Origin of the sequence: Streptomyces sp. NBC_00704 (assembly GCF_036226605.1) — a bacterium.
Lineage (GTDB): Bacteria > Actinomycetota > Actinomycetes > Streptomycetales > Streptomycetaceae > Streptomyces.
In genome coordinates, this window is sequence record NZ_CP109000.1 from 4,642,188 (window position 1) to 4,661,028 (window position 18,841).

Annotated in this window: 18 protein-coding genes; 10 read left to right on the forward strand and 8 right to left on the reverse strand. The window is 72.8% G+C overall.

Annotated elements, in window-relative coordinates:
• Window positions 1-2 precede the first annotated feature (2 nt).
• Window positions 3-995, forward strand: a complete 993-nt coding sequence (hemB, locus tag OG802_RS20290; RefSeq protein WP_329412448.1) for a porphobilinogen synthase — start codon at window positions 3-5, stop codon at window positions 993-995.
• On the opposite strand, the gene OG802_RS20295 is transcribed toward hemB, so the two are convergent.
• Window positions 959-1,219 carry a hypothetical protein gene (locus OG802_RS20295; RefSeq protein WP_329412449.1) on the reverse strand — a complete coding sequence of 87 codons (261 nt, stop codon included), beginning with the start codon at window positions 1,217-1,219 and terminating at the stop codon, window positions 959-961. The two genes, hemB and OG802_RS20295, sit on opposite strands and share 37 nt — an antisense overlap.
• Window positions 1,220-1,431: 212 nt before the next feature.
• Here OG802_RS20295 and OG802_RS20300 point away from each other — a divergent pair, with 212 nt between their 5' ends.
• Complete coding sequence (locus OG802_RS20300) at window positions 1,432-2,682, forward strand: aminotransferase-like domain-containing protein (RefSeq protein WP_329412450.1); 1,251 nt, start codon at window positions 1,432-1,434, stop codon at window positions 2,680-2,682.
• 90 nt (window positions 2,683-2,772) lie between these two features.
• On the opposite strand, the gene OG802_RS20305 is transcribed toward OG802_RS20300, so the two are convergent.
• On the reverse strand, window positions 2,773-3,558 hold the full coding sequence (locus OG802_RS20305) for a DUF4253 domain-containing protein (RefSeq protein WP_329417226.1): 786 nt from the start codon (window positions 3,556-3,558) through the stop codon (window positions 2,773-2,775).
• Window positions 3,559-4,070: 512 nt separating this feature from the next.
• Window positions 4,071-5,837 carry an arginine--tRNA ligase gene (argS, locus tag OG802_RS20310; RefSeq protein ID WP_329412451.1) on the reverse strand — a complete coding sequence of 589 codons (1,767 nt, stop codon included), beginning with the start codon at window positions 5,835-5,837 and terminating at the stop codon, window positions 4,071-4,073.
• Window positions 5,838-5,976: 139 nt separating this feature from the next.
• Between argS and lysS the strand changes: the two genes are divergently transcribed.
• A complete protein-coding gene (gene lysS / locus OG802_RS20315; protein WP_329412452.1) occupies window positions 5,977-7,716 on the forward strand; it encodes a lysine--tRNA ligase in 1,740 nt (579 codons plus the stop codon).
• 118 nt (window positions 7,717-7,834) lie between these two features.
• On the opposite strand, the gene OG802_RS20320 is transcribed toward lysS, so the two are convergent.
• The 3 genes from OG802_RS20320 to OG802_RS20330 all read right to left on the reverse strand — a co-directional run bounded on the left by OG802_RS20320 (window position 7,835) and on the right by OG802_RS20330 (window position 11,223).
• Window positions 7,835-9,181: a DUF2637 domain-containing protein gene (locus OG802_RS20320; RefSeq protein ID WP_329412453.1), complete on the reverse strand. Its 1,347-nt coding sequence runs from the start codon at window positions 9,179-9,181 to the stop codon at window positions 7,835-7,837.
• Window positions 9,182-9,257: 76 nt separating this feature from the next.
• Complete coding sequence (locus OG802_RS20325; RefSeq protein WP_329412454.1) at window positions 9,258-10,238, reverse strand: DUF3558 domain-containing protein; 981 nt, start codon at window positions 10,236-10,238, stop codon at window positions 9,258-9,260.
• A gap of 118 nt (window positions 10,239-10,356) precedes the next feature.
• Window positions 10,357-11,223: a DUF3558 domain-containing protein gene (locus OG802_RS20330; protein ID WP_329412455.1), complete on the reverse strand. Its 867-nt coding sequence runs from the start codon at window positions 11,221-11,223 to the stop codon at window positions 10,357-10,359.
• A gap of 204 nt (window positions 11,224-11,427) precedes the next feature.
• Between OG802_RS20330 and OG802_RS20335 the strand changes: the two genes are divergently transcribed.
• A complete protein-coding gene (locus tag OG802_RS20335; protein ID WP_329412456.1) occupies window positions 11,428-12,621 on the forward strand; it encodes an RtcB family protein in 1,194 nt (397 codons plus the stop codon).
• 72 nt (window positions 12,622-12,693) lie between these two features.
• Here OG802_RS20335 and OG802_RS20340 read toward each other — a convergent pair whose 3' ends face one another.
• Complete coding sequence (locus OG802_RS20340) at window positions 12,694-13,950, reverse strand: GNAT family N-acetyltransferase (protein WP_329412457.1); 1,257 nt, start codon at window positions 13,948-13,950, stop codon at window positions 12,694-12,696.
• Between the two features lie 253 nt (window positions 13,951-14,203).
• On the opposite strand from OG802_RS20340, the gene OG802_RS20345 reads away from it, so the two are divergent.
• Both OG802_RS20345 and OG802_RS20350 read left to right on the forward strand, forming a co-directional pair.
• Entirely contained in the window at window positions 14,204-14,473 is a 270-nt protein-coding gene (locus OG802_RS20345; RefSeq protein WP_329412458.1) for a hypothetical protein, read from the forward strand.
• Window positions 14,461-14,775 carry a hypothetical protein gene (locus OG802_RS20350; RefSeq protein ID WP_329412459.1) on the forward strand — a complete coding sequence of 105 codons (315 nt, stop codon included), beginning with the start codon at window positions 14,461-14,463 and terminating at the stop codon, window positions 14,773-14,775. The genes OG802_RS20345 and OG802_RS20350 overlap by 13 nt, the downstream gene beginning before the upstream one ends.
• A gap of 69 nt (window positions 14,776-14,844) precedes the next feature.
• Here OG802_RS20350 and OG802_RS20355 read toward each other — a convergent pair whose 3' ends face one another.
• Entirely contained in the window at window positions 14,845-15,621 is a 777-nt protein-coding gene (locus OG802_RS20355; RefSeq protein WP_329412460.1) for an SDR family NAD(P)-dependent oxidoreductase, read from the reverse strand.
• A gap of 231 nt (window positions 15,622-15,852) precedes the next feature.
• Here OG802_RS20355 and OG802_RS20360 point away from each other — a divergent pair, with 231 nt between their 5' ends.
• The 4 genes from OG802_RS20360 (at window position 15,853) to OG802_RS20375 (ending at window position 18,840) form a co-directional block, all read left to right on the forward strand.
• Window positions 15,853-16,338: a hypothetical protein gene (locus OG802_RS20360; protein WP_329412461.1), complete on the forward strand. Its 486-nt coding sequence runs from the start codon at window positions 15,853-15,855 to the stop codon at window positions 16,336-16,338.
• Between the two features lie 67 nt (window positions 16,339-16,405).
• Window positions 16,406-16,879 (forward strand): MarR family winged helix-turn-helix transcriptional regulator, encoded by a 474-nt coding sequence (locus tag OG802_RS20365; protein WP_329412462.1) that lies wholly within the window; start codon window positions 16,406-16,408, stop codon window positions 16,877-16,879.
• Window positions 16,880-16,933: 54 nt separating this feature from the next.
• Window positions 16,934-17,959, forward strand: a complete 1,026-nt coding sequence (locus tag OG802_RS20370) for a permease (protein WP_443055285.1) — start codon at window positions 16,934-16,936, stop codon at window positions 17,957-17,959.
• Complete coding sequence (locus tag OG802_RS20375) at window positions 17,956-18,840, forward strand: TIGR03943 family putative permease subunit (protein WP_329412464.1); 885 nt, start codon at window positions 17,956-17,958, stop codon at window positions 18,838-18,840. The genes OG802_RS20370 and OG802_RS20375 overlap by 4 nt, the downstream gene beginning before the upstream one ends.
• The last annotated feature ends 1 nt before the right edge of the window (window position 18,841 follow it).

Genomic DNA, 18,841 nt, shown 5'->3' on the forward strand with positions numbered 1-18,841 from the left:
GCATGTCGAAGTACGGATCCTTTCCCGGTACGCGTCCTCGGCGGCTGCGCACCACCTCCGTCATGCGGCGCATGGTCGCGGAGACCCGGCTGCATCCGGCGGACTTCATCCTCCCGGCGTTCGTGCGGGAGGGCGTGAGCGAGCCGGTGCCGATCCAGGCCATGCCGGGCGTCGTCCAGCACACGCGGGACAGCCTGAAGAAGGCCGCGCTGGAGGCCGTCGAGGCCGGGGTCTCGGGGATCATGCTGTTCGGCGTGCCCGAGGAGTCGAAGAAGGACGCGGTCGGGACGCCCGGTACCGATCCGGACGGCATCCTCCAGGTCGCCATCCGGGACGTGCGCGCCGAGGTCGGGGACGACCTCCTCGTCATGTCCGACCTGTGTCTCGACGAGACGACCGATCACGGGCACTGCGGCGTACTGGACGCGGAAGGGCGCGTCGACAACGACGCGACCCTGGAGCGGTACGCCGAGATGGCCCAGGTCCAGGCCGACGCGGGGGCTCATGTCGTCGGGCCCAGCGGGATGATGGACGGGCAGGTCGGGGTCATCCGGGACGCCCTCGACCAGATCGGGCGGGAGGACGTCGCGATCCTCGCCTACACCGTCAAGTACTCCTCGGTCTTCTTCGGGCCGTTCCGTGAGGCGGTCGGGTCGTCCCTGAAGGGGGACCGGAAGACCTATCAGCAGGACCCCGCCAACCTGCGCGACGCGATGCGCGAGCTGGCGCTCGACCTGGAGGAGGGCGCGGACATGGTCATGGTCAAGCCGGCCGGGCCCTATCTCGACGTCCTGGCGAGGGTCGCCGACGCCGTGGACGTGCCGGTCGCCGCGTACCAGATCTCCGGCGAGTATTCGATGGTCGAGGCCGCCGCCGAGAAGGGCTGGATCGACCGCGACCGGGCGATCTTCGAGACGCTGACCGGCATCAAGCGGGCCGGGGCGCGGAACATCCTCACCTACTGGGCCACCGAGGCGGCCCGCAAGCTGCGCTGACGCGCCGGGCCGCCCGGCTGTGCGTGCCCGCGCGGGGGCGCGGCCGCGGAACCGTTCACGGTGCTCGCGCCCGACGGACCCTCGTCGCGCAGGCCCTGGCCGTCGTGACAGCCGGTGAGGGCGAGCGCCGCGACGACGGTCAGCGCGGCGCTCGCGAGCAGTCGGGCCCGACGCCGGACACCACGGGGGACGGGCGGGGTGGAGGGAGCGGAGCGCGTGGACATGGGGCAAGCCTGTGCCGCGGAGCCGCCCTGCTTCCACACTCCTCGGGGAAGTCGGGACGACGGTTCGTCCTCCTGCCCTCTGAGCTGCGAAAACAGGCATCCGGCGGGACGCCGGTTGGGACGCCCGGCCCGCCGGAGAGCCGTCCGCCGGACCGCGGTCCACATGCCGAAAAGGCCGGTGTAGACGCCACCCATATCTCTAGGGTGCGGACATGACACCCGCATCCACGCCTGCCCCCGCATCCGCACCGGCTCCCGCACCCGCGCCCGTCTCCGCGTCCGCCGTGGCGCCTCCGCCGCTCGCCGCCCGTGCCGGGTCGGTGGGCGGTTCGCCCGTGCGGGACATCCTCGCCGTCACCGCCCGTCCCGAGGTGATCAACTTCGCGGGCGGGCTGCCCGCGCCCGAGCTGTTCGACCGCGAGGGCGTCGCCGCCGCGTTCCGCCATGTGCTGGAGGAGGCCCCGGCGCGCGCGTTGCAGTACTCCACCACCGAGGGCGAGCCGGCGCTGCGGGAGCCGCTGGCCGCGCGGACGACGGCCCGCGGACTGCCCACGACCGCCGACGACCTCCTTGTCACCACGGGCTCCCAGCAGGCGCTGTCCCTGCTGGCGACCGCCCTCCTCGACCCCGGCGACACCGTGCTCGTCGAGGAGCCCTGCTACCTGGCGGCCCTCCAGGTCTTCGGCCTGGCGGGTGCGCGGATCCTCGCCGTGCCCGCCGACGCCGACGGTCCGGACCCGGAGGCGCTCGCGGAACTGGTGGTCCGTGAGCGGCCCAAGCTCTTCTACACCGTCCCCACCTTCCAGAACCCCACCGGCCGCACCCTGCCTGCGGAGCGGCGGGCCGCCGTCGCCGCCGTCGCCGCCCGGCACGGTCTGTGGATCGTCGAGGACGACCCGTACGGCGAACTCCGCTACGAGGGCGGACGCGTCCCGTGGATCGCGGCCCACCCGGACGCCCGTGACCGCACGGTGCTGCTCGGCTCCTTCTCCAAGGTGATGGCCCCCGGCCTGCGGCTGGGCTGGCTGCGGGCGCCCGCCCCGCTGCGGCGGGCCTGCGCGATCGTGAAACAGGCCGCCGACCTGCACACGCCGACCGTCAACCAGCTCGCCGCCGCCCGCTACCTCGCCGTCCGGGACCTCGACGCGCATGTGTCGCGGGTGGCGGCCGTCTACCGGGAGCGGCGCGACGCCATGCTGGCCGGGCTGGGAGACGCGCTGCCGGACGGCTCGGTGTGGAACCGGCCCGAGGGCGGCATGTTCCTCTGGGCCCGCCTCCCCGAGCGGTACGACACCACGGCCCTGCTGCCGCAGGTCGTCGCCCAGGACGTGGCGTACGTCCCCGGCGCGCCCTTCTACGCGGGCGAGGCCGACCGCTCCACGCTGCGGCTGTGCTTCGTGACGCAGACGCCGCGGGAGATCGCGGAAGGACTGACCAGGCTCGGACGGGGACTCCGGGCGTGACCGGCGGCGGGCCCGCCGGGGCTCACCGTTAAACCGGGCTTGCCGGGCTTGCCGGATCGGCCGGGCCTGCCGGGGCGGCGGCCGTCTCCGTCAGTCCCACCAGAAGGACCAGACGGGCTCGCCGACCAGTTGCTCGGCGTAGGCCGCCAGGTCTCCCGCGCCCTGGAGGACGTTGTCCGGGCAGAACGCGAAGTGCTCGGCGGCCACGGCCGTCGCCTCGGTGAGCGTGGCGGGCGGGGCGGCGACGGAGACCACGAGCACGTCGAAGCCGAGCCCGACGACCCGTATGCCGAAGCGGTCCTCCCAGGAGCGCAGCACCGCGCAGAGGCGGGCCGTGTCGCCCTCGTGGTTCACCGGGCCGGTCCACCCGACGACGGCCGGGATGTCCGCGCTGCGGCGCGCCGGGACCAGGGCGAGGTGAGGAGCGGCGAACACGGAACCGCCCTCGCCGGTCAGGGAGTCGGCGACCTGGGCGGCGCGCGTGCCCGGATCGGAGGCGAGGGTGGGCGCGGCGGCCGGGCCGGGCCACTCCTCGCCGTCGGCCGCGCACTCCTCCCAGTGCCGGGCGAGGACCTCCTCGGCGTCGTGGTCGCCCGGGTAGGACATCGCGTCGGGCGCCAGCTCCCAGTCGTCCGGACCGCCGCGGGCGCCGCCCATGTCGACGAGCACGGGCAGCAGCCCGGCCCGTGCCGAAGGGCCGCCGAGCGCGCTCCAGTTGCCCGGCGCGGCCGCCCGCTGCGCATGCCAGAGCAGCGGCTCGTGCCACGGCCCCTCCACGGTCGAGTCGATCAGCCGTCCGGGCGGGAGCCGCAGCCCGAGGGAACGCCCGCTCGGGTCGGACGCGAGCTTGGGCAGCGGGTTGGGAAGAGTCGCCATGCCGGTGACTGTACGGGCGGCCACTGACAACGGGCCGCCGTCCGGGGGGAGTCCGGGATCGCCGGCCCCGGGGGCCCGCTTCCGCGCCCGGACGCGGTGCGTCAGCCAGATGCCCGCGCCGATCGCCGGGAGGAGGACCGACGCCGGGACGAGCACCCCGAGCACTCCGATGAACAGCAGACCGAGCAGGGCGTCGGCGGGCGACTCGTCCTCCACCTCGGCGCTCCCCGTCTCTCGTGCGTCCCGGCCCGCGTTCCGGCGGGCGCCGCGGCGGTGTTCCGGCCGTTGTGCCGTTGTCCCGTTGTGCCGTGGGGGACGAGCGGCGGTGAGGGAACGGTTCCCCGGGCCCGCGGCTGCCCGGCGCACCCGGCTCCCGACGCGGTCCGGCGGCCGCCGTGGCGGAGGGCGTCGTCATCGCCGTCCACGACGGGGCCGTGTACGACGACGGCCCGTTCCTCCCGTGCGGGAGGGAACGGGCCGTACGCGTCTTCGGCGGCCGCGGCCCCGCGCGCTCAGAGCCGCTCGGGCGTCCTGATGCCCAGCAGCGCCATGCCCCGTTGTAGCGTCCTGGCCGTGAGGTCGACCAGGAACAGCCGGTTCGCCACGACCTCGGGCGCGTTGTCGGGCGACAGCACGTGGCACTGGTCGTAGAACGTCGTCAGGTGCGAGGCCAGCTGGTACAGGTAGGCGGCCAGCTTGTGCGGGGCGTACTCCGCCGCCGCCTCCGTGACCGTCTCGCCGAACCGGTCCAGGTGCAGGCCCAGCGCGCGCTCCGCCGGGGCCAGTTCCAGCTCCGGGTGGGCGACCGGACGGGCCTCGCCGGCCTTGCGCAGGATGGACTGGATCCGCGCGTACGCGTACTGGAGGTACACGGACGTGTCGCCGTTCAGCGAGACCATCTGGTCCAGGTCGAACTTGTAGTCCCGCACCGCGGACGTCGACAGGTCGGCGTACTTCACCGCGCCGATGCCCACGTACCTGCCGTTCTCCTCGATCTCCCGCTCGGACAGGCCGACCTTCTCCGCCTTGTCCCGGACCACGGCCGTCGCCCGGTCCACCGCCTCGTCGAGGAGGTCGACCAGCTTGACGGTCTCGCCCTCACGGGTCTTGAACGGCTTGCCGTCCTTGCCGAGGACCGTGCCGAAGGCCAACTGGTGCGCCTTCACCCGGTCGTTCAGCCAGCCCGCCCGGCGCGCCGTCTCGAAGACCATCTTGAAGTGCAGCGACTGCCGGGCGTCGACGACGTAGATGAGCGAGTCCGCCTTGAGGCCGAAGACGCGGTCGCGGATCGCCGAGAGGTCCGTCGCCGCGTAGCCGTAGCCGCCGTCGGACTTCTGCACGATCAGCGGGACCGGGTTGCCGTCCGGGCCCTTGACGTCGTCGAAGAACACGCACAGCGCGCCCTCCGAGCGGACCGCGACGCCCGACTCCTCCAGCAGCCGGCAGGTCTCCGCCAGCATGTCGTTGTACCCGGACTCGCCGACGATGTCCGCGTCCCGGATCTCCATGTCCAGCTTCTCGAACACGGAGAAGAAGTAGATCTTCGACTCGTCGACGAACTTCTGCCAGATGGCGAGGGTGTGCGGTTCGCCCGCCTGGAGGTCGACCACCCGGCGGCGGGCCCGGGTCTTGAACTCCTCGTCCGCGTCGAACAGCTTGCGCGCGTCCTTGTAGAGGCGGTCCAGGTTGGACATCGCCTCCTCGCCGCTGACCCGGGAGTCCTTGTGGTCCAGCTCGTGCGGGTGCTCGTCCAGGTACTGGATGAGCATGCCGAACTGGGTGCCCCAGTCGCCGATGTGGTGGCGGCGGACCACGCTCTCGCCGGTGAACTCCAGCATCCGCACCGTCGCGTCGCCGATGACCGCCGACCGCAGGTGGCCGACGTGCATCTCCTTCGCCACGTTCGGCTGGGCGTAGTCGACGACCGTCGTGCCCGGCCGCGGGGACGTGGGCACGCCCAGCCGGTCGGCGTCCGCGTAGCGCGCCGCGAGGTTCTCGGTGATCGCCCGGTCGGTGACCGTGACGTTCAGGAAGCCGGGGCCCGAGACCTCGATCTCCTTGATCACGTCACCGCTCACCACGTTCGCCACGACCCGCGTCGCCAGCTCCCGCGGGTTCGCCTTCGCCTTCTTGGCCAGCGCGAGGATGCCGTTGGCCTGGAAGTCGGCCCGGTCGCTTCGTCGCAGCAGCGGGTCCGCGGCGGCCTCCGGCAGGGTGGCGGAGATCGCGGACGACAGGTGCTGCTCGACGGAGTGGCTGAGGGACGTGACCGAGGCCATAGGAGTGGGTGCCGTTCTCCTCGTGGGTGGGATGGGCAGGACCAGTATCCCATGGGGGGTAAAGCGGTTTTCCCGGGCGCGGGGCCGTCTGGGACAATGGAGCGCACTTCAAACCCGCAAGCCTTCACAACAAGAGGACGTGCCGATCGTGGGGCAGAGCACCGAGACCACCGACTGGGTCTCCCGTTTCGCCGATGAGGTCATCGAGGAGTCGGAACGCCGGGCCCCGGGCAAACCTGTGGTCGTCGCGTCCGGGCTCTCCCCCTCCGGCCCCATCCACCTCGGCAACCTGCGCGAGGTCATGACCCCGCACCTCGTCGCCGACGAGATCCGCCGCCGCGGCCGCCAGGTCCGCCACCTGATCTCCTGGGACGACTACGACCGCTACCGCAAGGTGCCGCTCGGCATCGACGGCGTCGACGGGTCCTGGGCCGAGCACATCGGCAAGCCGCTGACGTCCGTCCCGGCCCCGCACGGCTCGGCGTACCCGAACTGGGCCGAGCACTTCAAGGCCGCGATGGTCGAGTCGCTGGCCGAGCTGGGCGTGGAGTTCGACGGGATCAGCCAGACCGCGCAGTACACCTCCGGCGTCTACCGCGAGCAGATCCTGCACGCCGTCCGGCACCGCGGCGACATCGACGCGATCCTCGACCAGTACCGCACCAAGAAGGCCCCGGCGAAGAAGCAGCAGAAGCCCCTCGACGAGGCCGAGCTGGAGGCCGCCGAGGGCTCGGGCGCGGCCGCCGAGGACGACGGCTCCTCCGGCACCGCCGGCTACTTCCCGTACAAGCCCTACTGCGGCAACTGCGAGAAGGACCTCACCACGGTCACCTCGTACGTCGACGACACCACCGAGCTGTCCTACACCTGCACCGCGTGCGGCTTCGCCGAGACCGTCCGGCTGAACGAGTTCAACCGCGGCAAGCTGGTCTGGAAGGTCGACTGGCCGATGCGCTGGGCGTACGAGGGCGTCGTCTTCGAGCCGTCCGGCGTGGACCACTCGTCCCCCGGCTCCAGCTTCCAGGTCGGCGGGCAGATCGTCGGCATCTTCGGCGGCAAGCAGCCCATCGGGCCGATGTACGCCTTCGTCGGCATCAGCGGCATGGCGAAGATGTCCTCCTCCAAGGGCGGGGTGCCCACCCCCGGCGACGCGCTGAAGATCATGGAGCCGCAGATCCTGCGCTGGCTCTACGCCCGCCGCCGTCCCAACCAGTCCTTCAAGATCGCCTTCGACCAGGAGATCCAGCGGCTCTACGACGAGTGGGACAAGCTGGACGCCAAGGTCGCCGACGGCAGCGCCCTCCCGGCCGACGTCGCCGCGCACTCCCGCGCCGTGGGCACGGCCGGCGGCGACCTCCCGCGCACCCCACGGCCGCTGCCGTACCGCACCCTCGCCTCCGTCGCCGACATCACCGCCGGGCAGGCCGAACAGGCGCTGCGCATCCTCGGCGACCTCGACCCCGGCAACCCGATCACCACGCTGGACGAGGCCCGGCCCCGGTACGACAAGGCCGAGGCCTGGATCAACAACCACGTCCCCGCCGACCAGCGCACCGTCGTGCGCGAGGAGCCGGACGCCGAACTGCTGAAGTCCCTCGACGAGGCCTCCCGGCAGTCCCTGCGCCTGCTGCTCGACGGACTCGCCGAGCACTGGTCGCTCGACGGGCTGACGCACCTCGTCTACGGCGTGCCCAAGGTGCAGGCGGGATTCTCCGCCGACGCCACGCCCAAGGAGCTGCCGCCGGAGATCAAGACCGCCCAGCGGACGTTCTTCGCCCTGCTCTACCACCTGCTCGTCGGCCGCGACACCGGCCCGCGCCTGCCCACGCTGCTGCTCGCCGTGGGACAGGACCGGGTACGGGCCCTGCTCGGGGAGTAGACGGGACGAACGGAAAGGGGCCCCCGCACCGACCACCAGGACACGAGGTCTGGTGCGGGGGCCCCTTTCACGCGCCTGCTTCACGCGCCTGCTTCACGCGCCTGCGTGCCGAGAGGTGCTAGGCGATGTGGTCGTCCTGCAGTTCCGCCGTGTGGCGGTTGGTGAAGCGGTTGACCATCCGGTCGGCCTCACGCTGCGGGAGGATCACACCCCACGTCGCCTCCACGTCGTTCCTCAGCTGACCCGAGGTGGGGTAGCTGCCGTCGATCGACTTCTTGAAGACCAGGTAGTAGTCGTCCTCGGTCGGCTCCGGGCTGCCGCCGCCCTCGCCCAGCTCACGGCTGCGCCCCGGCACCACCGGGATGGGGAACGAACCGGTCTCCTCCGGCGACGGCTCCTGCGCCGGGGGCTCCTCCTGGTACTGGTCCGCGTACTGCTCGGCCTGCTGCTGCTCCTCGTACCACTGGGCGTACTGCTCCGAGGGGTCGTAGGTGGGGTCGTAGCCGCCCTGGTACTGGACCTCGTGCGGCGACTGGAACCACGGGTTCTGGTCGTCCTCCGGGGGCTCGGGCTGCTGGGCCTGCGGGACCTGCTGCGCCGGCCGCATCCCCTGCTGCCCGTGTTGCCCCTGCTGGCCCTGGCCCTGAAGCCGGGGCTGCCGTTCCTGCCCGCGCACCGGAGCCGCCGCCAGCTCCTGCATCTCCTGCTGGGGCGCCAGGGCCGGCCCCTGCGACCGGTCCTGGGCCTGCATCGGCATGGGCGGCAGCAGGGCCGGTTCTATGCCCGCCGCCGCCAGACCCGCCGGGGCCGTCTCCGCCAGCGGGACCCCGTAACGGGCCAGCCGCAGCGGCATCAGCGACTCCACCGGAGCCTTGCGACGCCACGCCCGGCCGAACCGCGAACGCAGCCTCGCCTGGTAGACGAGACGTTCCTGCTCCAGCTTGATCACCTGGTCGTACGAGCGCAGCTCCCACAGCTTCATCCGCCGCCACAGCAGGAAGGTGGGCACCGGCGAGAGCAGCCAGCGCGTGATGCGCACGCCCTCCATGTGCTTGTCCGCCGTGATGTCGGCGATCCGGCCGATCGCGTGCCGGGCCGCCTCGACGGCCACCACGAACAGGATCGGGATCACCGCGTGCATGCCCGTGCCCAGCGGGTCCGGCCAGGCCGCCGCGCCGTTGAAGGCGATCGTCGCGGCCGTCAGCAGCCACGCCGTCTGCCGCAGCAGCGGGAAGGGGATGCGGATCCACGTCAGCAGCAGGTCCAGGGCCAGCAGGACGCAGATGCCCGCGTCGATGCCGATCGGGAACACATAGGAGAAGTTCCCGAAGCCCTTCTCGATGGCCAGCTCCCGGACGGCCGCGTACGAACCGGCGAAGCCGATGCCGGCGATGATCACGGCGCCGGTCACGACCACGCCGATGAGAACGCGGTGCGTCCGGGTCAGCTGTATTCGCTCGGCCACCCGTACTCCCCTCCCCTTGCGTGTTCTTGCGCGCAACAGGGTGGCACATGTGTGCGGCTCACGCTGTGCCGGACCGTCAGCTCTTCGCGGACGCGGACGCCTTCGGAGCCGCCGCGGCCGCCTTGGACGCCGACGCCGACGGCGCGGGCGAGGTGGACGCCGACGCCGTGGCGGACGGCTTCGCCCTGCCCGTCGGCGCGGGGGACTTCGAGGGGGCCGTGCCGGAGCCGGAGTCCGAACCGCCGCCGTCGCCCGAGCCGTTGGCGGACCGCACCGCGGCCACCGTCTCCTTGGCGGCCTTCTCCGCGGCCTTCGTCAGAGCGTCCGCGGTGGGCGTTTTGTCGCCCGCCAGACCGGCGCCGTTGTAGTCCAGCGTGACCACCACGTTCTCCACGCGCGCGACGACCGTCTGCTGCCGGAACGCGCCTTCCGCCTTCTTCAGGTCGTAGCGGACCAGCGTCGCCTCGTCGCCCGTGTCGGCGGCCGGCGTCGCCTTCGTGTTCTTCGCGCCGGTCACCGCCTGCGCGTCCTTGACCTGCTTCGCGTAGTACGTCTTCGCCTGCGACTCGCCGTCGCCCGTGGCCGCGTCCGACTCGAACCGCAGCAACGACACGTTCAGCCAGCGGAACTGCGACCCCTTCACCCCGTTGTTGACCAGGCTCGACCACGAGCAGCTCGCCCGCTCGCCCGTGTCGCTCGACGTGCCCTTCTTGCCGGAGGCCTTCGGCACCAGCTCGGTCAGCGTCTTCTTCGACATCACCGCGCAGGGCTCCGGCAGCGTCTTGTACGCGGCCGCCCGCACGGTCGGCGTCGCGCTCGCCGCCGGGTCCGTGCCCGAGCCGCCGGTGGCGGCCGCGTCCTGCGCCTTGTCACCGGAGCCGGAGTCGGAGCCGGAGTCCGAGGAGCAGCCCGCGGCGATCAGCATCACCGGGACGGCGACCGCCGCGGCGAGGAGGCGGTTCAGGCCCCCGGCACGCCTCGCTCGTTCGTCACGCTGCTCACGCTGGTCAAACTGGCCGTCTCGCTGGGCTCGTCGCTGCATGGTTCCTTCACTCATGACGCTCGTGGTTCCTGCGGTCGGATCGGGTCCGAGGGGCCACGGTACGCGGTGAAGAAGCTGTGCGGTTCCGCTTCCAGGCCTTCGCGGACCGGGCACGGAAGGGGCCGAAGTGGCCTCAGGAAGACAGGGAGTCGACCAGTTGCGCGGCCAGTTTCCGGGCCTTGTCCTGCATTTCCTCGCTGTCCGGCGTCACGCCGACGGTCGCCGGCTGCTCCTCGTACTGGATGGTCACGATGACGTTGGACGTGCGGAACGCCACAGTCACCGTCCGCTGCTTGGCCGTCGAGCCGGAGCTGCCGAGCGCGTCGTCGACGAACGCCTCGTCGCCCAGGTCGTCCAGGAGCCGGGGTTGCAGATCGGCCGGCGTCACGGTCGAGGAGGCCGAGGGCGAGGCGGAGGCGGAGGGCTTTCCCGCGGCCGCGCGGGAGGACGAGGCCGACGCGGAGGGGGCGCCCGACGGCCCGGACGACGCACCCGCGCCCGCCGCGGAGGCGGCGGCGCCGCTCGCGGATCCGCTCGGCGACACGGCCGGCGCCGGCAGGTCGGCCGCCGTCACCTTCCGGGCGAACAGCGCCTCGGCCTGCGAGTCGTCGCTGACCGCGTTGTCGTAGGAGACGACCCGCTCGAAGTCGAGGAGGAGATGGTCGGTGGCGTCCGCGGACTCCACCTTCCAGCGGCAGCCCACCTTGCGGTCCGTGTCGTAGGTCAGCGTCGCCTCGCCCGCGTAGGCCGCCTCGCGCTGCGGCTCGTCGGGGAGCTGCTTGACGCCCGGCAGGAGCGAGTCGAGCGTGGACCGGCTCACCACGCCGCACGCCTCCGGCAGCGTGGTGTACCGGCCCGGCTGGGCGGCCGCCGAGGTCGTGCCGGCCTCGCCCGGATTGGCGTCGTCCGTCGAACCGCCGTCGTCCGAACCGCCGGTGCAGCCGGCCACCAGCGCGGCGAGGAGCGCCACGACGCCGGGTACGTACGCCTTCCGCTGCACGGTCGGCTCCTCTCGACGGTCACTTGGGGATCTTCGGGCCGGTGTCCGCGCTGGTTATTCGCTTGCCGGACGGGGGCGGCCCCCGCAGACAATGTGTATCGCACGCGACACCGAGGACGCCGGTCCGTCGTCCCTTTTCGACTGCCTTGGCGCCGGTTTTGCGGCTTGAAACTTCTGTAGGGTTTTCGGGGGAATGAGGACGTTATGTCGTACGTGGAGATGCCGGGTGCGAAGGTACCCATCCGCATGTGGGCCGATCCGGGGTCGGTCGAGGAGGGCGCGCTCCAGCAGCTGCGCAACGTGGCGACCCTGCCGTGGATCAAGGGTCTCGCGGTCATGCCGGACGTCCACTACGGCAAGGGCGCGACCGTCGGCTCGGTCATCGCGATGCACGGTGCGGTCTGCCCGGCGGCGGTGGGGGTCGACATCGGGTGCGGGATGTCCGCGGTGAAGACGTCGCTGACCGCGAACGACCTGCCCGGCGACCTGTCCCGGCTGCGCTCGAAGATCGAGCAGGCGATCCCGGTGGGCCGGGGCATGCACGACACCCCGGTCGAACCGGGCCGCTTCCACAGTCTGGCCACCGGGGGCTGGGACGACTTCTGGGGGCGGTTCGACGGGATCGCCGAAGCGGTCAAGTTCCGTGCGGAACGCGCCGCAAAGCAAATGGGAACGCTCGGATCAGGAAATCACTTCGTCGAAGTGTGCACGGACACGACCGGTTCTGTGTGGTTGATGCTGCATTCCGGTTCTCGCAACATCGGCAAGGAACTCGCCGAGTTCCACATCGGGGTGGCGCAGAAGCTGCCGCACAACCAGGGTCTGGTCGACCGCGACCTCGCCGTCTTCGTCGCGGACACCCCGCAGATGGCGGCCTACCGCAACGACCTGTTCTGGGCGCAGGAGTACGCCCGGTACAACCGCACGCTGATGATGGCGCTCCTGAAGGACGTGGTCCGCAAGGAGTTCAGGAAGGCGAAGCCGGCCTTCGAGCAGGAGATCAGCGCGCACCACAACTACGTGGCCGAGGAGCGCTACGACGGGATGGACCTGCTCGTCACCCGCAAGGGCGCGATCCGGGCGGGCTCCGGCGAGTACGGCATCATCCCGGGGTCGATGGGGACGGGCTCGTACATCGTGAAGGGCCTCGGCAACGAGAAGTCGTTCAACTCGGCCTCGCACGGCGCGGGTCGGCGCATGAGCCGCACCGCCGCCAAGCGTCGCTTCTCGACGAAGGACCTGGAGGACCAGACACGGGGTGTCGAGTGCCGTAAGGACTCCGGTGTGGTCGACGAGATCCCCGGCGCCTACAAGAACATCGACCAGGTGATGGACCAGCAGCGGGATCTCGTGCAGGTCGTGGCGAAGCTGAAGCAGGTCGTCTGCGTGAAGGGCTGAGGGGCTGACGGGCCGAAGAGCTGACGGGGCGGCGCGCCCCCGGGGGACCGGGGGCGCGCCCGCGCGGTGTCGTCAGCCGAGCCGTTTCTCCAGCAGGGTGACCGCGTAGGGGCTGCCCTGGCCGCCCTGCTTGGCGCGTTGTTCGCCGACGACCGTGTAGCCCGCCGCCTCGTAGTAGCCGCGCAGGCGGGGGTTGGAGGAGAGGCAGTCCAGGCGGGCGTAGGGGCGGCCGGCGGCGGCGACGCGGGACTCGGCGTGTGCCAGCATCCTGCGGCCCGTGCCGGGCGGGGCGGTGTGGGGGGCCGTCATCAGGCGGTGGATGTAGCCGGCGTCCGGCGGGCGGGGTCCCCAGGCCGCCGGGTCGTCCCACCACAGTTCGAAGGCGCCGGCCGGCGTCGTGCCCGTGTACGTCAGCCAGACCTCTCCCTCGCGCATCCGGTCCACGAAGTGGGCCTCGTCCTTCTCGCCGGGCCGCCACTGGTCGATGCCGCGGGCCAGCTGCCACAGGGCGGCCGTGTCGCGCAGCCGGACCAGGAGCGGGGCGTCCTCGGGGGCGGCTCTGCGGTGGACCGGGTCGGGCCAGGCGGTCGGGAGGGGTTCCAGGAGCCGGTCGCGCAGGGCGGCGGACAGGGCCTCCGCGTCGAGGCCCAGGGTGTGCGTCACGTACGCCTCGACGGAGCCGTGGCGGTCGCGCAGGGCCTGGAGGAACAGGCGCATCACGGCCTCGGGGGCGCGGCCGAAGCCCGGCCACAGGGGGGTGCGGCCGTCGTTGCGGGCCCGCCAGTCGTCCAGCAGGGCGCGGCTCGCCAGTTCGGTCAGGGTGTAGTCCTCGACGATCGTCTCGTCCGGGACGCCGAGGAGGGCGAGGACCAGGGCGGCGAGCTGGCCGGTGCGGTCCTTGCCGGAGGCGCAGTGGAACACCAGGCCGTCCCGCGCCTCGGCCACCAGACGCAGCGCCGCCGCGATCTCCTCGACGCCGTCCTCGGCCACTTCCAGGTAGCGGGCGCAGAGGAAGGGGCCGGGGTCCACGTCGGGTGCCGCGGCGGCCTGGTCGTAGGGGCGGTGCTCGATGCTGAGGTTGTGGTAGGCGAAGGAGTCGTGCCGCGGGACGCGGCCCGCGGCCTCCGCCTCCCAGGGATGACGCAGGTCGACGACCGTGCCGATGCCCAGCGCGAGGAAGCGGTCCCAGTCGGGGGTGCCCGGCCGGAGCCTGCCGAGGGAGTCCGAGCGGAACAGCAGGCCCGGCCGGACCCGGAGCCCGGCTGCGGCCGGGTATCCCCCCAGGTCGCGGAAGTTGCGCAGGCTCTCGAACGGTATGTGTCTGTCCACGAGCAGGACCCTAGAGGACACGACCGGGACCTTGGCGGAGGGGAGGCGAGGGGAGGGGAGGGAGAGGGGGCGGCGGGAGGGGGCGGGGCGCGGGCGGTGGGAACCGGGCGGGCCGTCGCGCTGTCTTCAGCTGAGCGGTCGGCCTCGCTCGAACGGCGGTGCGAGGACCGGACGCGGGGACACGGGCAAGGGGACACGAGGACACGGAAGCAACGGGGGGTCTGCGATGAATGGTGGGCGTGGAGGGGTCAGGGTGGCTGTCTGGAGCGCGGGGCTGGTGCTGCTGGCCGTCGGCGCGCTGGCCGGCTGTTCCGACGAGTACAACGACGAGCGGGGCAAGGGGGACGCCCCCGTGCAGGGCAAGGCGGGGGACGACACGCCCGCCGAGGTGTTCAACATGCCCGACGGGTTCGGGAACCTGGCCACCAAGTGCGTCGGGCACGGGTTCCGGGCGTATGTGACGACCAATGCGACGGGCCCGTCCAATGTGCAGATAGTCGCGGACAAGTCGTGCGGCGGCTGACGGCGGCCGGCGTCGTGCTCGCCCTCGCCGTCCTGCTCTGCGGCTGTTCGCAGCGGTACTACGACGAGCGGGGGAAGGCCGACGCCCCGGTCGCGGGGCGCAGGGGGGACGACACGCCGGCCGAGGTGTACGACTTCCCCGACGGGTTCGGCAACCTCGCCACGAAGTGCGTCGGGCCGGGGAAGCGGGGCTACGCGACGACGCGGAACGTCCACGTGGAGGACGACGGAGGCGACGGCGAGGTCGTGATCATCCCGGCGAACGCGGTCGTCGTCGACGATCCGGACTGCAAGGGACCGTAGCCGGACCGCCTCCTGCGGTCAGCCGCCTCCCCACTGCCGTCGCCGCCGTACTCCGGCGCCCGCGGCCCCTCAGCGTTCCCGGTGGACCTTGGTGTTCGACGCCTGGGCGCGGGGGCGCAGGACGAGGAGGTCGACGTTGACGTGGCTGGGGCGGGTGACGGCCCAGACGATGGTCTCGGCGACGTCGGAGGCGGTGAGGGGTTCGGCGACGCCTTCGTAGACCTTGGCCGCCCGCTCCTCGTCGCCGCCGAAGCGGGTGAGGGCGAACTCCTCCGTCCTGACCATGCCGGGGGCGATCTCGACGACCCGGACCGGGCGGCCGACGATCTCCAGGCGGAGCGTCTCGGCCAGGACGTGCGCGCCGTGCTTGGCGGCGACATAACCCCCGCCGCCCTCGTACGTGCCGTGGCCCGCGGTGGAGGAGACGACGACCACGACGCCGTCGCCGCTCGCGTCGAGCTTGGGCAGGAGGGCCTGGGTGACGTTGAGGGTGCCGAGGACGTTCGTCTCGTACATGGTGCGCCAGTCGGCGGGGTCGCCGGTGGCGACGGGGTCGGCGCCGAGCGCGCCGCCCGCGTTGTTCACCAGCACGCCGATCGTCTTGAAGGCCGTCGCGAACTCGTCGACCGCGGCCCGGTCGGTGACGTCCAGCTGGTAGGCGGCCGCCGAGCCGCCGGCCTGCGTGATCTCCTCGGCGAGGGCCTCGACGCGGTCCTTGCGGCGGGCCGTCAGGACGACCCGGTAACCGGCCGCGGCGAGCTGCCGGGCGGTCGCGGCCCCGATCCCGCTGCTCGCACCGGTGACGACGGCGATGCGGGAGGCGGCGGACGGTGCGGCGGTGGCCATGTGCTGCTCCTCGGACGGGGCGGGTCGGTGCCGTCAGGATAGGCGGGCCCGACGGCGGTCCGGCCGGCGGTCTCGCCCTGTGGGCGCGGAGCCGGGCGAGGGGACGGGGCCTCGGTGGCGTCCGCGGTCTCCTCGGCGGCTGTCACCTGATGGAGGGCGCTCGGGACGCGGTGGCCGTGGGATACATCCCCTGCACGGGGGCCTGGCGGTTACTGACCGAGGAGTGATGGCATGCGGGGATCGCGGGGACGGCGGGGTTTCGCGGTGTGGGGCGGCGCGCTGCTGGCGGCGGGGGCGGTGGTCTCGCCGGCGCGGGCCGCGGGGGAGCCGCCCGAGGCCGATCTGGCCTATCACGGGTCGGCCGTGCTGGCGGGCGGCCGGGTCGACGTGCTGCTGACTCCGCGCAACCACGGGCCGGGGGACGTCCCCGACTCGACCGTGCGGCTGCGGTGGTCGGCGCCGTTGGCGGCGGGGGCGCAGCGGCTCGCGGCCGGATGTGCGCGGACGGGGCGGCAGGAGGTGGTGTGCCGGACGGGAGCGCTGGCCGCCGACGGTCCGGGGGAGCGGATCGCGCTGGGGGTGCGGCTGCGGGGGCGGCCGGCCGAGGTGACGATGGACGTGGACACGGTGTGGGGCGGCGGGGCGGTGGACCGCAACCGGTCCAACGACCGGCGGCAGGTGCTGGTGCTGGACACCGGGGACGCCTACGCCTTCTGACCGTCGTCCCGTGCGTGCGTCGTACGATGCGCGGACGGCGTCGGCAAAGGCGCCATGAAGGGGTGCGATGTCCGGGAACGCGCGGTCGCGGCTGCTGGACGAGCTGTCCGTGGTCTCCCGCCGGTACATGGCCGCCTACGCCCTGTTCAACCAGGCGCTCGCGGACCGTCTCGGGCTGCATCCCACGGACCTGCAATGTCTGAACTTGCTGGTTCTGGAGCACGGGCCGGTGACGACGGGCCGGGTCGCCGAGCTGACGGGGCTGACCACCGGGTCGGCGACCCGTCTGGTGGACCGGCTGGAGAAGGCGGGCTACGTGGTCCGGGAGCGGGACGCGCGGGACCGGCGGCGGGTGCTGGTGGCGACGGTGCCGGAGCGGACCGCGGAGTTCACGCGGATGTGGGAGCGGCTGGGCGGCGACTGGATGCCGCTCTTCGAGGATCTCGCGGACGCCGAACTCGCCGTGATCGTCCGGCACATGCGGCGGACGGTGGAGTTCGGCGCGGAGCACATCGTGCGGTTGCGGAAGGGCCGGGTCTAGCGGCGGATGCGGGACACGGAGATAACGGAGATATCGGAGCCACGCCCGTCCGCGGTGGCGGACGGGGTGACGGTCGCGGGCGCGGTGGCGGGCGAGCGGGTGCGGGGCGCCGGTGGGCCGGGCGGGCTGCCGCGGCACTGGCCGCTGGTGCTGCTGGGCGCGGCGCTGGTGCCGGGAGCGGTGCTGGTGCTCGTCGGGCGGACGCTGGAGGAGCCCGCGGTCCAGGCGTGGCGGACGGTGTGTCTGGCGGTGACGGTGCAGGCGCTGCCGTTCCTGTTGCTGGGCACGGCGCTGTCGGGGGCGATCAACGCGTTCGTGCCGGCGAGCGTCTTCAGCCGGCTGCTGCCGAGGCGGGCGGCGCTGGCGGTGCCGGTGGCGGGGATGGCCGGGGTGGTGCTGCCGGGGTGCGAGTGCGCGTCGGTGCCGGTGGCGAGCAGTCTGATCGGGCGCGGGGTGACCCCGGCGGCGGCGTTCGCGTTCCTGCTGTCCGCGCCCGCCGTGAACCCTGTGGTGCTGACGGCGACCGCGGTGGCGTTTCCGGGCAGTCCTGAGATGGTGCTGGCCCGGCTCGCGGCCTCGCTGGTGACGGCGGCGGCGATGGGCTGGCTGTGGCTGTGGCTGGGCCGGGAGGAGTGGCTGCGCCCGGCGGTGCGGCACTCCGGGCACCGTCCGGGGCACAGCCGCCGGACGGAGTTCCGGCGCGGCTTCCAGCACGACTTCCTGCACGCCGGGGGCTTCCTGGTGGTGGGGGCGATGGCGGCGGCGACCTTCAACGTGGCGGTGCCGAGGTCGGTGCTGGACACGTTCTCCGGTTCGCCGTGGCTGTCGGTGCTGTTCCTGGCGGCCCTGGCGATCGTGCTGGCCGTGTGCAGCGAGGCGGACGCGTTCGTGGCGGCGTCGCTCAGCGGGTTCTCGCCGGTGGCGCGGCTGGCGTTCATGGTGGTGGGCCCGATGGTCGACCTGAAGCTGATCGCGTTGCAGGCGGGGACGTTCGGGCGGGCCTTCGCGGTGCGCTTCTCGGCGGCCACGGCGGTGGTCGCGGTGGTGTGCAGCGCGGTGGTCGGAGGGGTGCTGCTGTGAGGCGGTTCGCGCAGGTGGGGCTGCTGGCGCTGGCGGGGCTGGGACTGCTGCGCACCTCGCTCCTCACGGACGAGTACCTGCGGTTCGTGAAGGAGGGCATGCGGCCGCTGCTGATCGTCTCGGGGGTACTGCTGATCGGCCTGGCGGCGGCGGAGGCCCGGCCCGGCCGTCGCCACGGCGGCGACGCGCACGCCCACGGCGACGACCACGGCAGCCCCGGCTCGGGGTCCGGCTCGGGCTCCGGCTCGGGGGACGATCACGATCCCGGCCCCGCCGGCGCGCACGGCCGTGCCGACGGCCACGCCGACGGCGACGGTGACGGCCGGAAGGCGGGGGACGGCGACGGGGGCCACGGGCACGGGCACGACCACTCCCGGGTGCCTCGGGTGGCGTGGCTGCTGTTCCTTCCCGTGCTCAGCCTGCTGTTCTACGCGCCGCCCGCCCTCGGCTCGTACACCGCGTCGAGGGAGCCCGCCAAGGCCGTCGCCGTGCAGGAGGACGACTTCGATCCGTTGCCGCGGGAGACGCCGCTGCCGATCACGCTCACCGGGTTCACCCAGCGCGTGCAGCAGGACCGTTCGCGGGCGATCCGGGGGCGCACGCTGCGGATGACCGGGTTCGTGACGTCCGCCGGCGGGGGCGGCTGGTACCTCACCCGGATCGTCATCAGCTGCTGCGCGGCGGACTCGACCACGCTGAAGGTGCGGGTGTACGGGGTGGCGGCGCCGGAGACCGACACCTGGGTGACCGTCGACGGGACCTGGCATCCGGGCGGGACGCTGGGGACGCCGTCGGCGGCGGTGGCGGTGGACGCGCGCGCGGTGACGGCGGTGGCCAAGCCGTCCAACGCGTACATGGACGCCGTCCCGCTCACCGGCTGAG

Excerpts from the sequence above, each read along its gene's own strand:
- hemB (WP_329412448.1), top strand. The coding sequence starts at position 3 with ATGTCGAAGTACGGATCCTTTCCCGGTACGCGTCCTCGGCGGCTGCGC.
- OG802_RS20305 (WP_329417226.1), bottom strand. The coding sequence starts at position 3,558 with ATGGCGACTCTTCCCAACCCGCTGCCCAAGCTCGCGTCCGACCCGAGC.
- OG802_RS20300 (WP_329412450.1), top strand. The coding sequence starts at position 1,432 with ATGACACCCGCATCCACGCCTGCCCCCGCATCCGCACCGGCTCCCGCA.
- argS (WP_329412451.1), bottom strand. The coding sequence starts at position 5,837 with ATGGCCTCGGTCACGTCCCTCAGCCACTCCGTCGAGCAGCACCTGTCG.
- OG802_RS20325 (WP_329412454.1), bottom strand. The coding sequence starts at position 10,238 with ATGAGTGAAGGAACCATGCAGCGACGAGCCCAGCGAGACGGCCAGTTT.
- OG802_RS20360 (WP_329412461.1), top strand. The coding sequence starts at position 15,853 with ATGCGGGGATCGCGGGGACGGCGGGGTTTCGCGGTGTGGGGCGGCGCG.
- OG802_RS20295 (WP_329412449.1), bottom strand. The coding sequence starts at position 1,219 with ATGTCCACGCGCTCCGCTCCCTCCACCCCGCCCGTCCCCCGTGGTGTC.
- OG802_RS20335 (WP_329412456.1), top strand. The coding sequence starts at position 11,428 with ATGTCGTACGTGGAGATGCCGGGTGCGAAGGTACCCATCCGCATGTGG.
- OG802_RS20355 (WP_329412460.1), bottom strand. The coding sequence starts at position 15,621 with ATGGCCACCGCCGCACCGTCCGCCGCCTCCCGCATCGCCGTCGTCACC.
- OG802_RS20365 (WP_329412462.1), top strand. The coding sequence starts at position 16,406 with ATGTCCGGGAACGCGCGGTCGCGGCTGCTGGACGAGCTGTCCGTGGTC.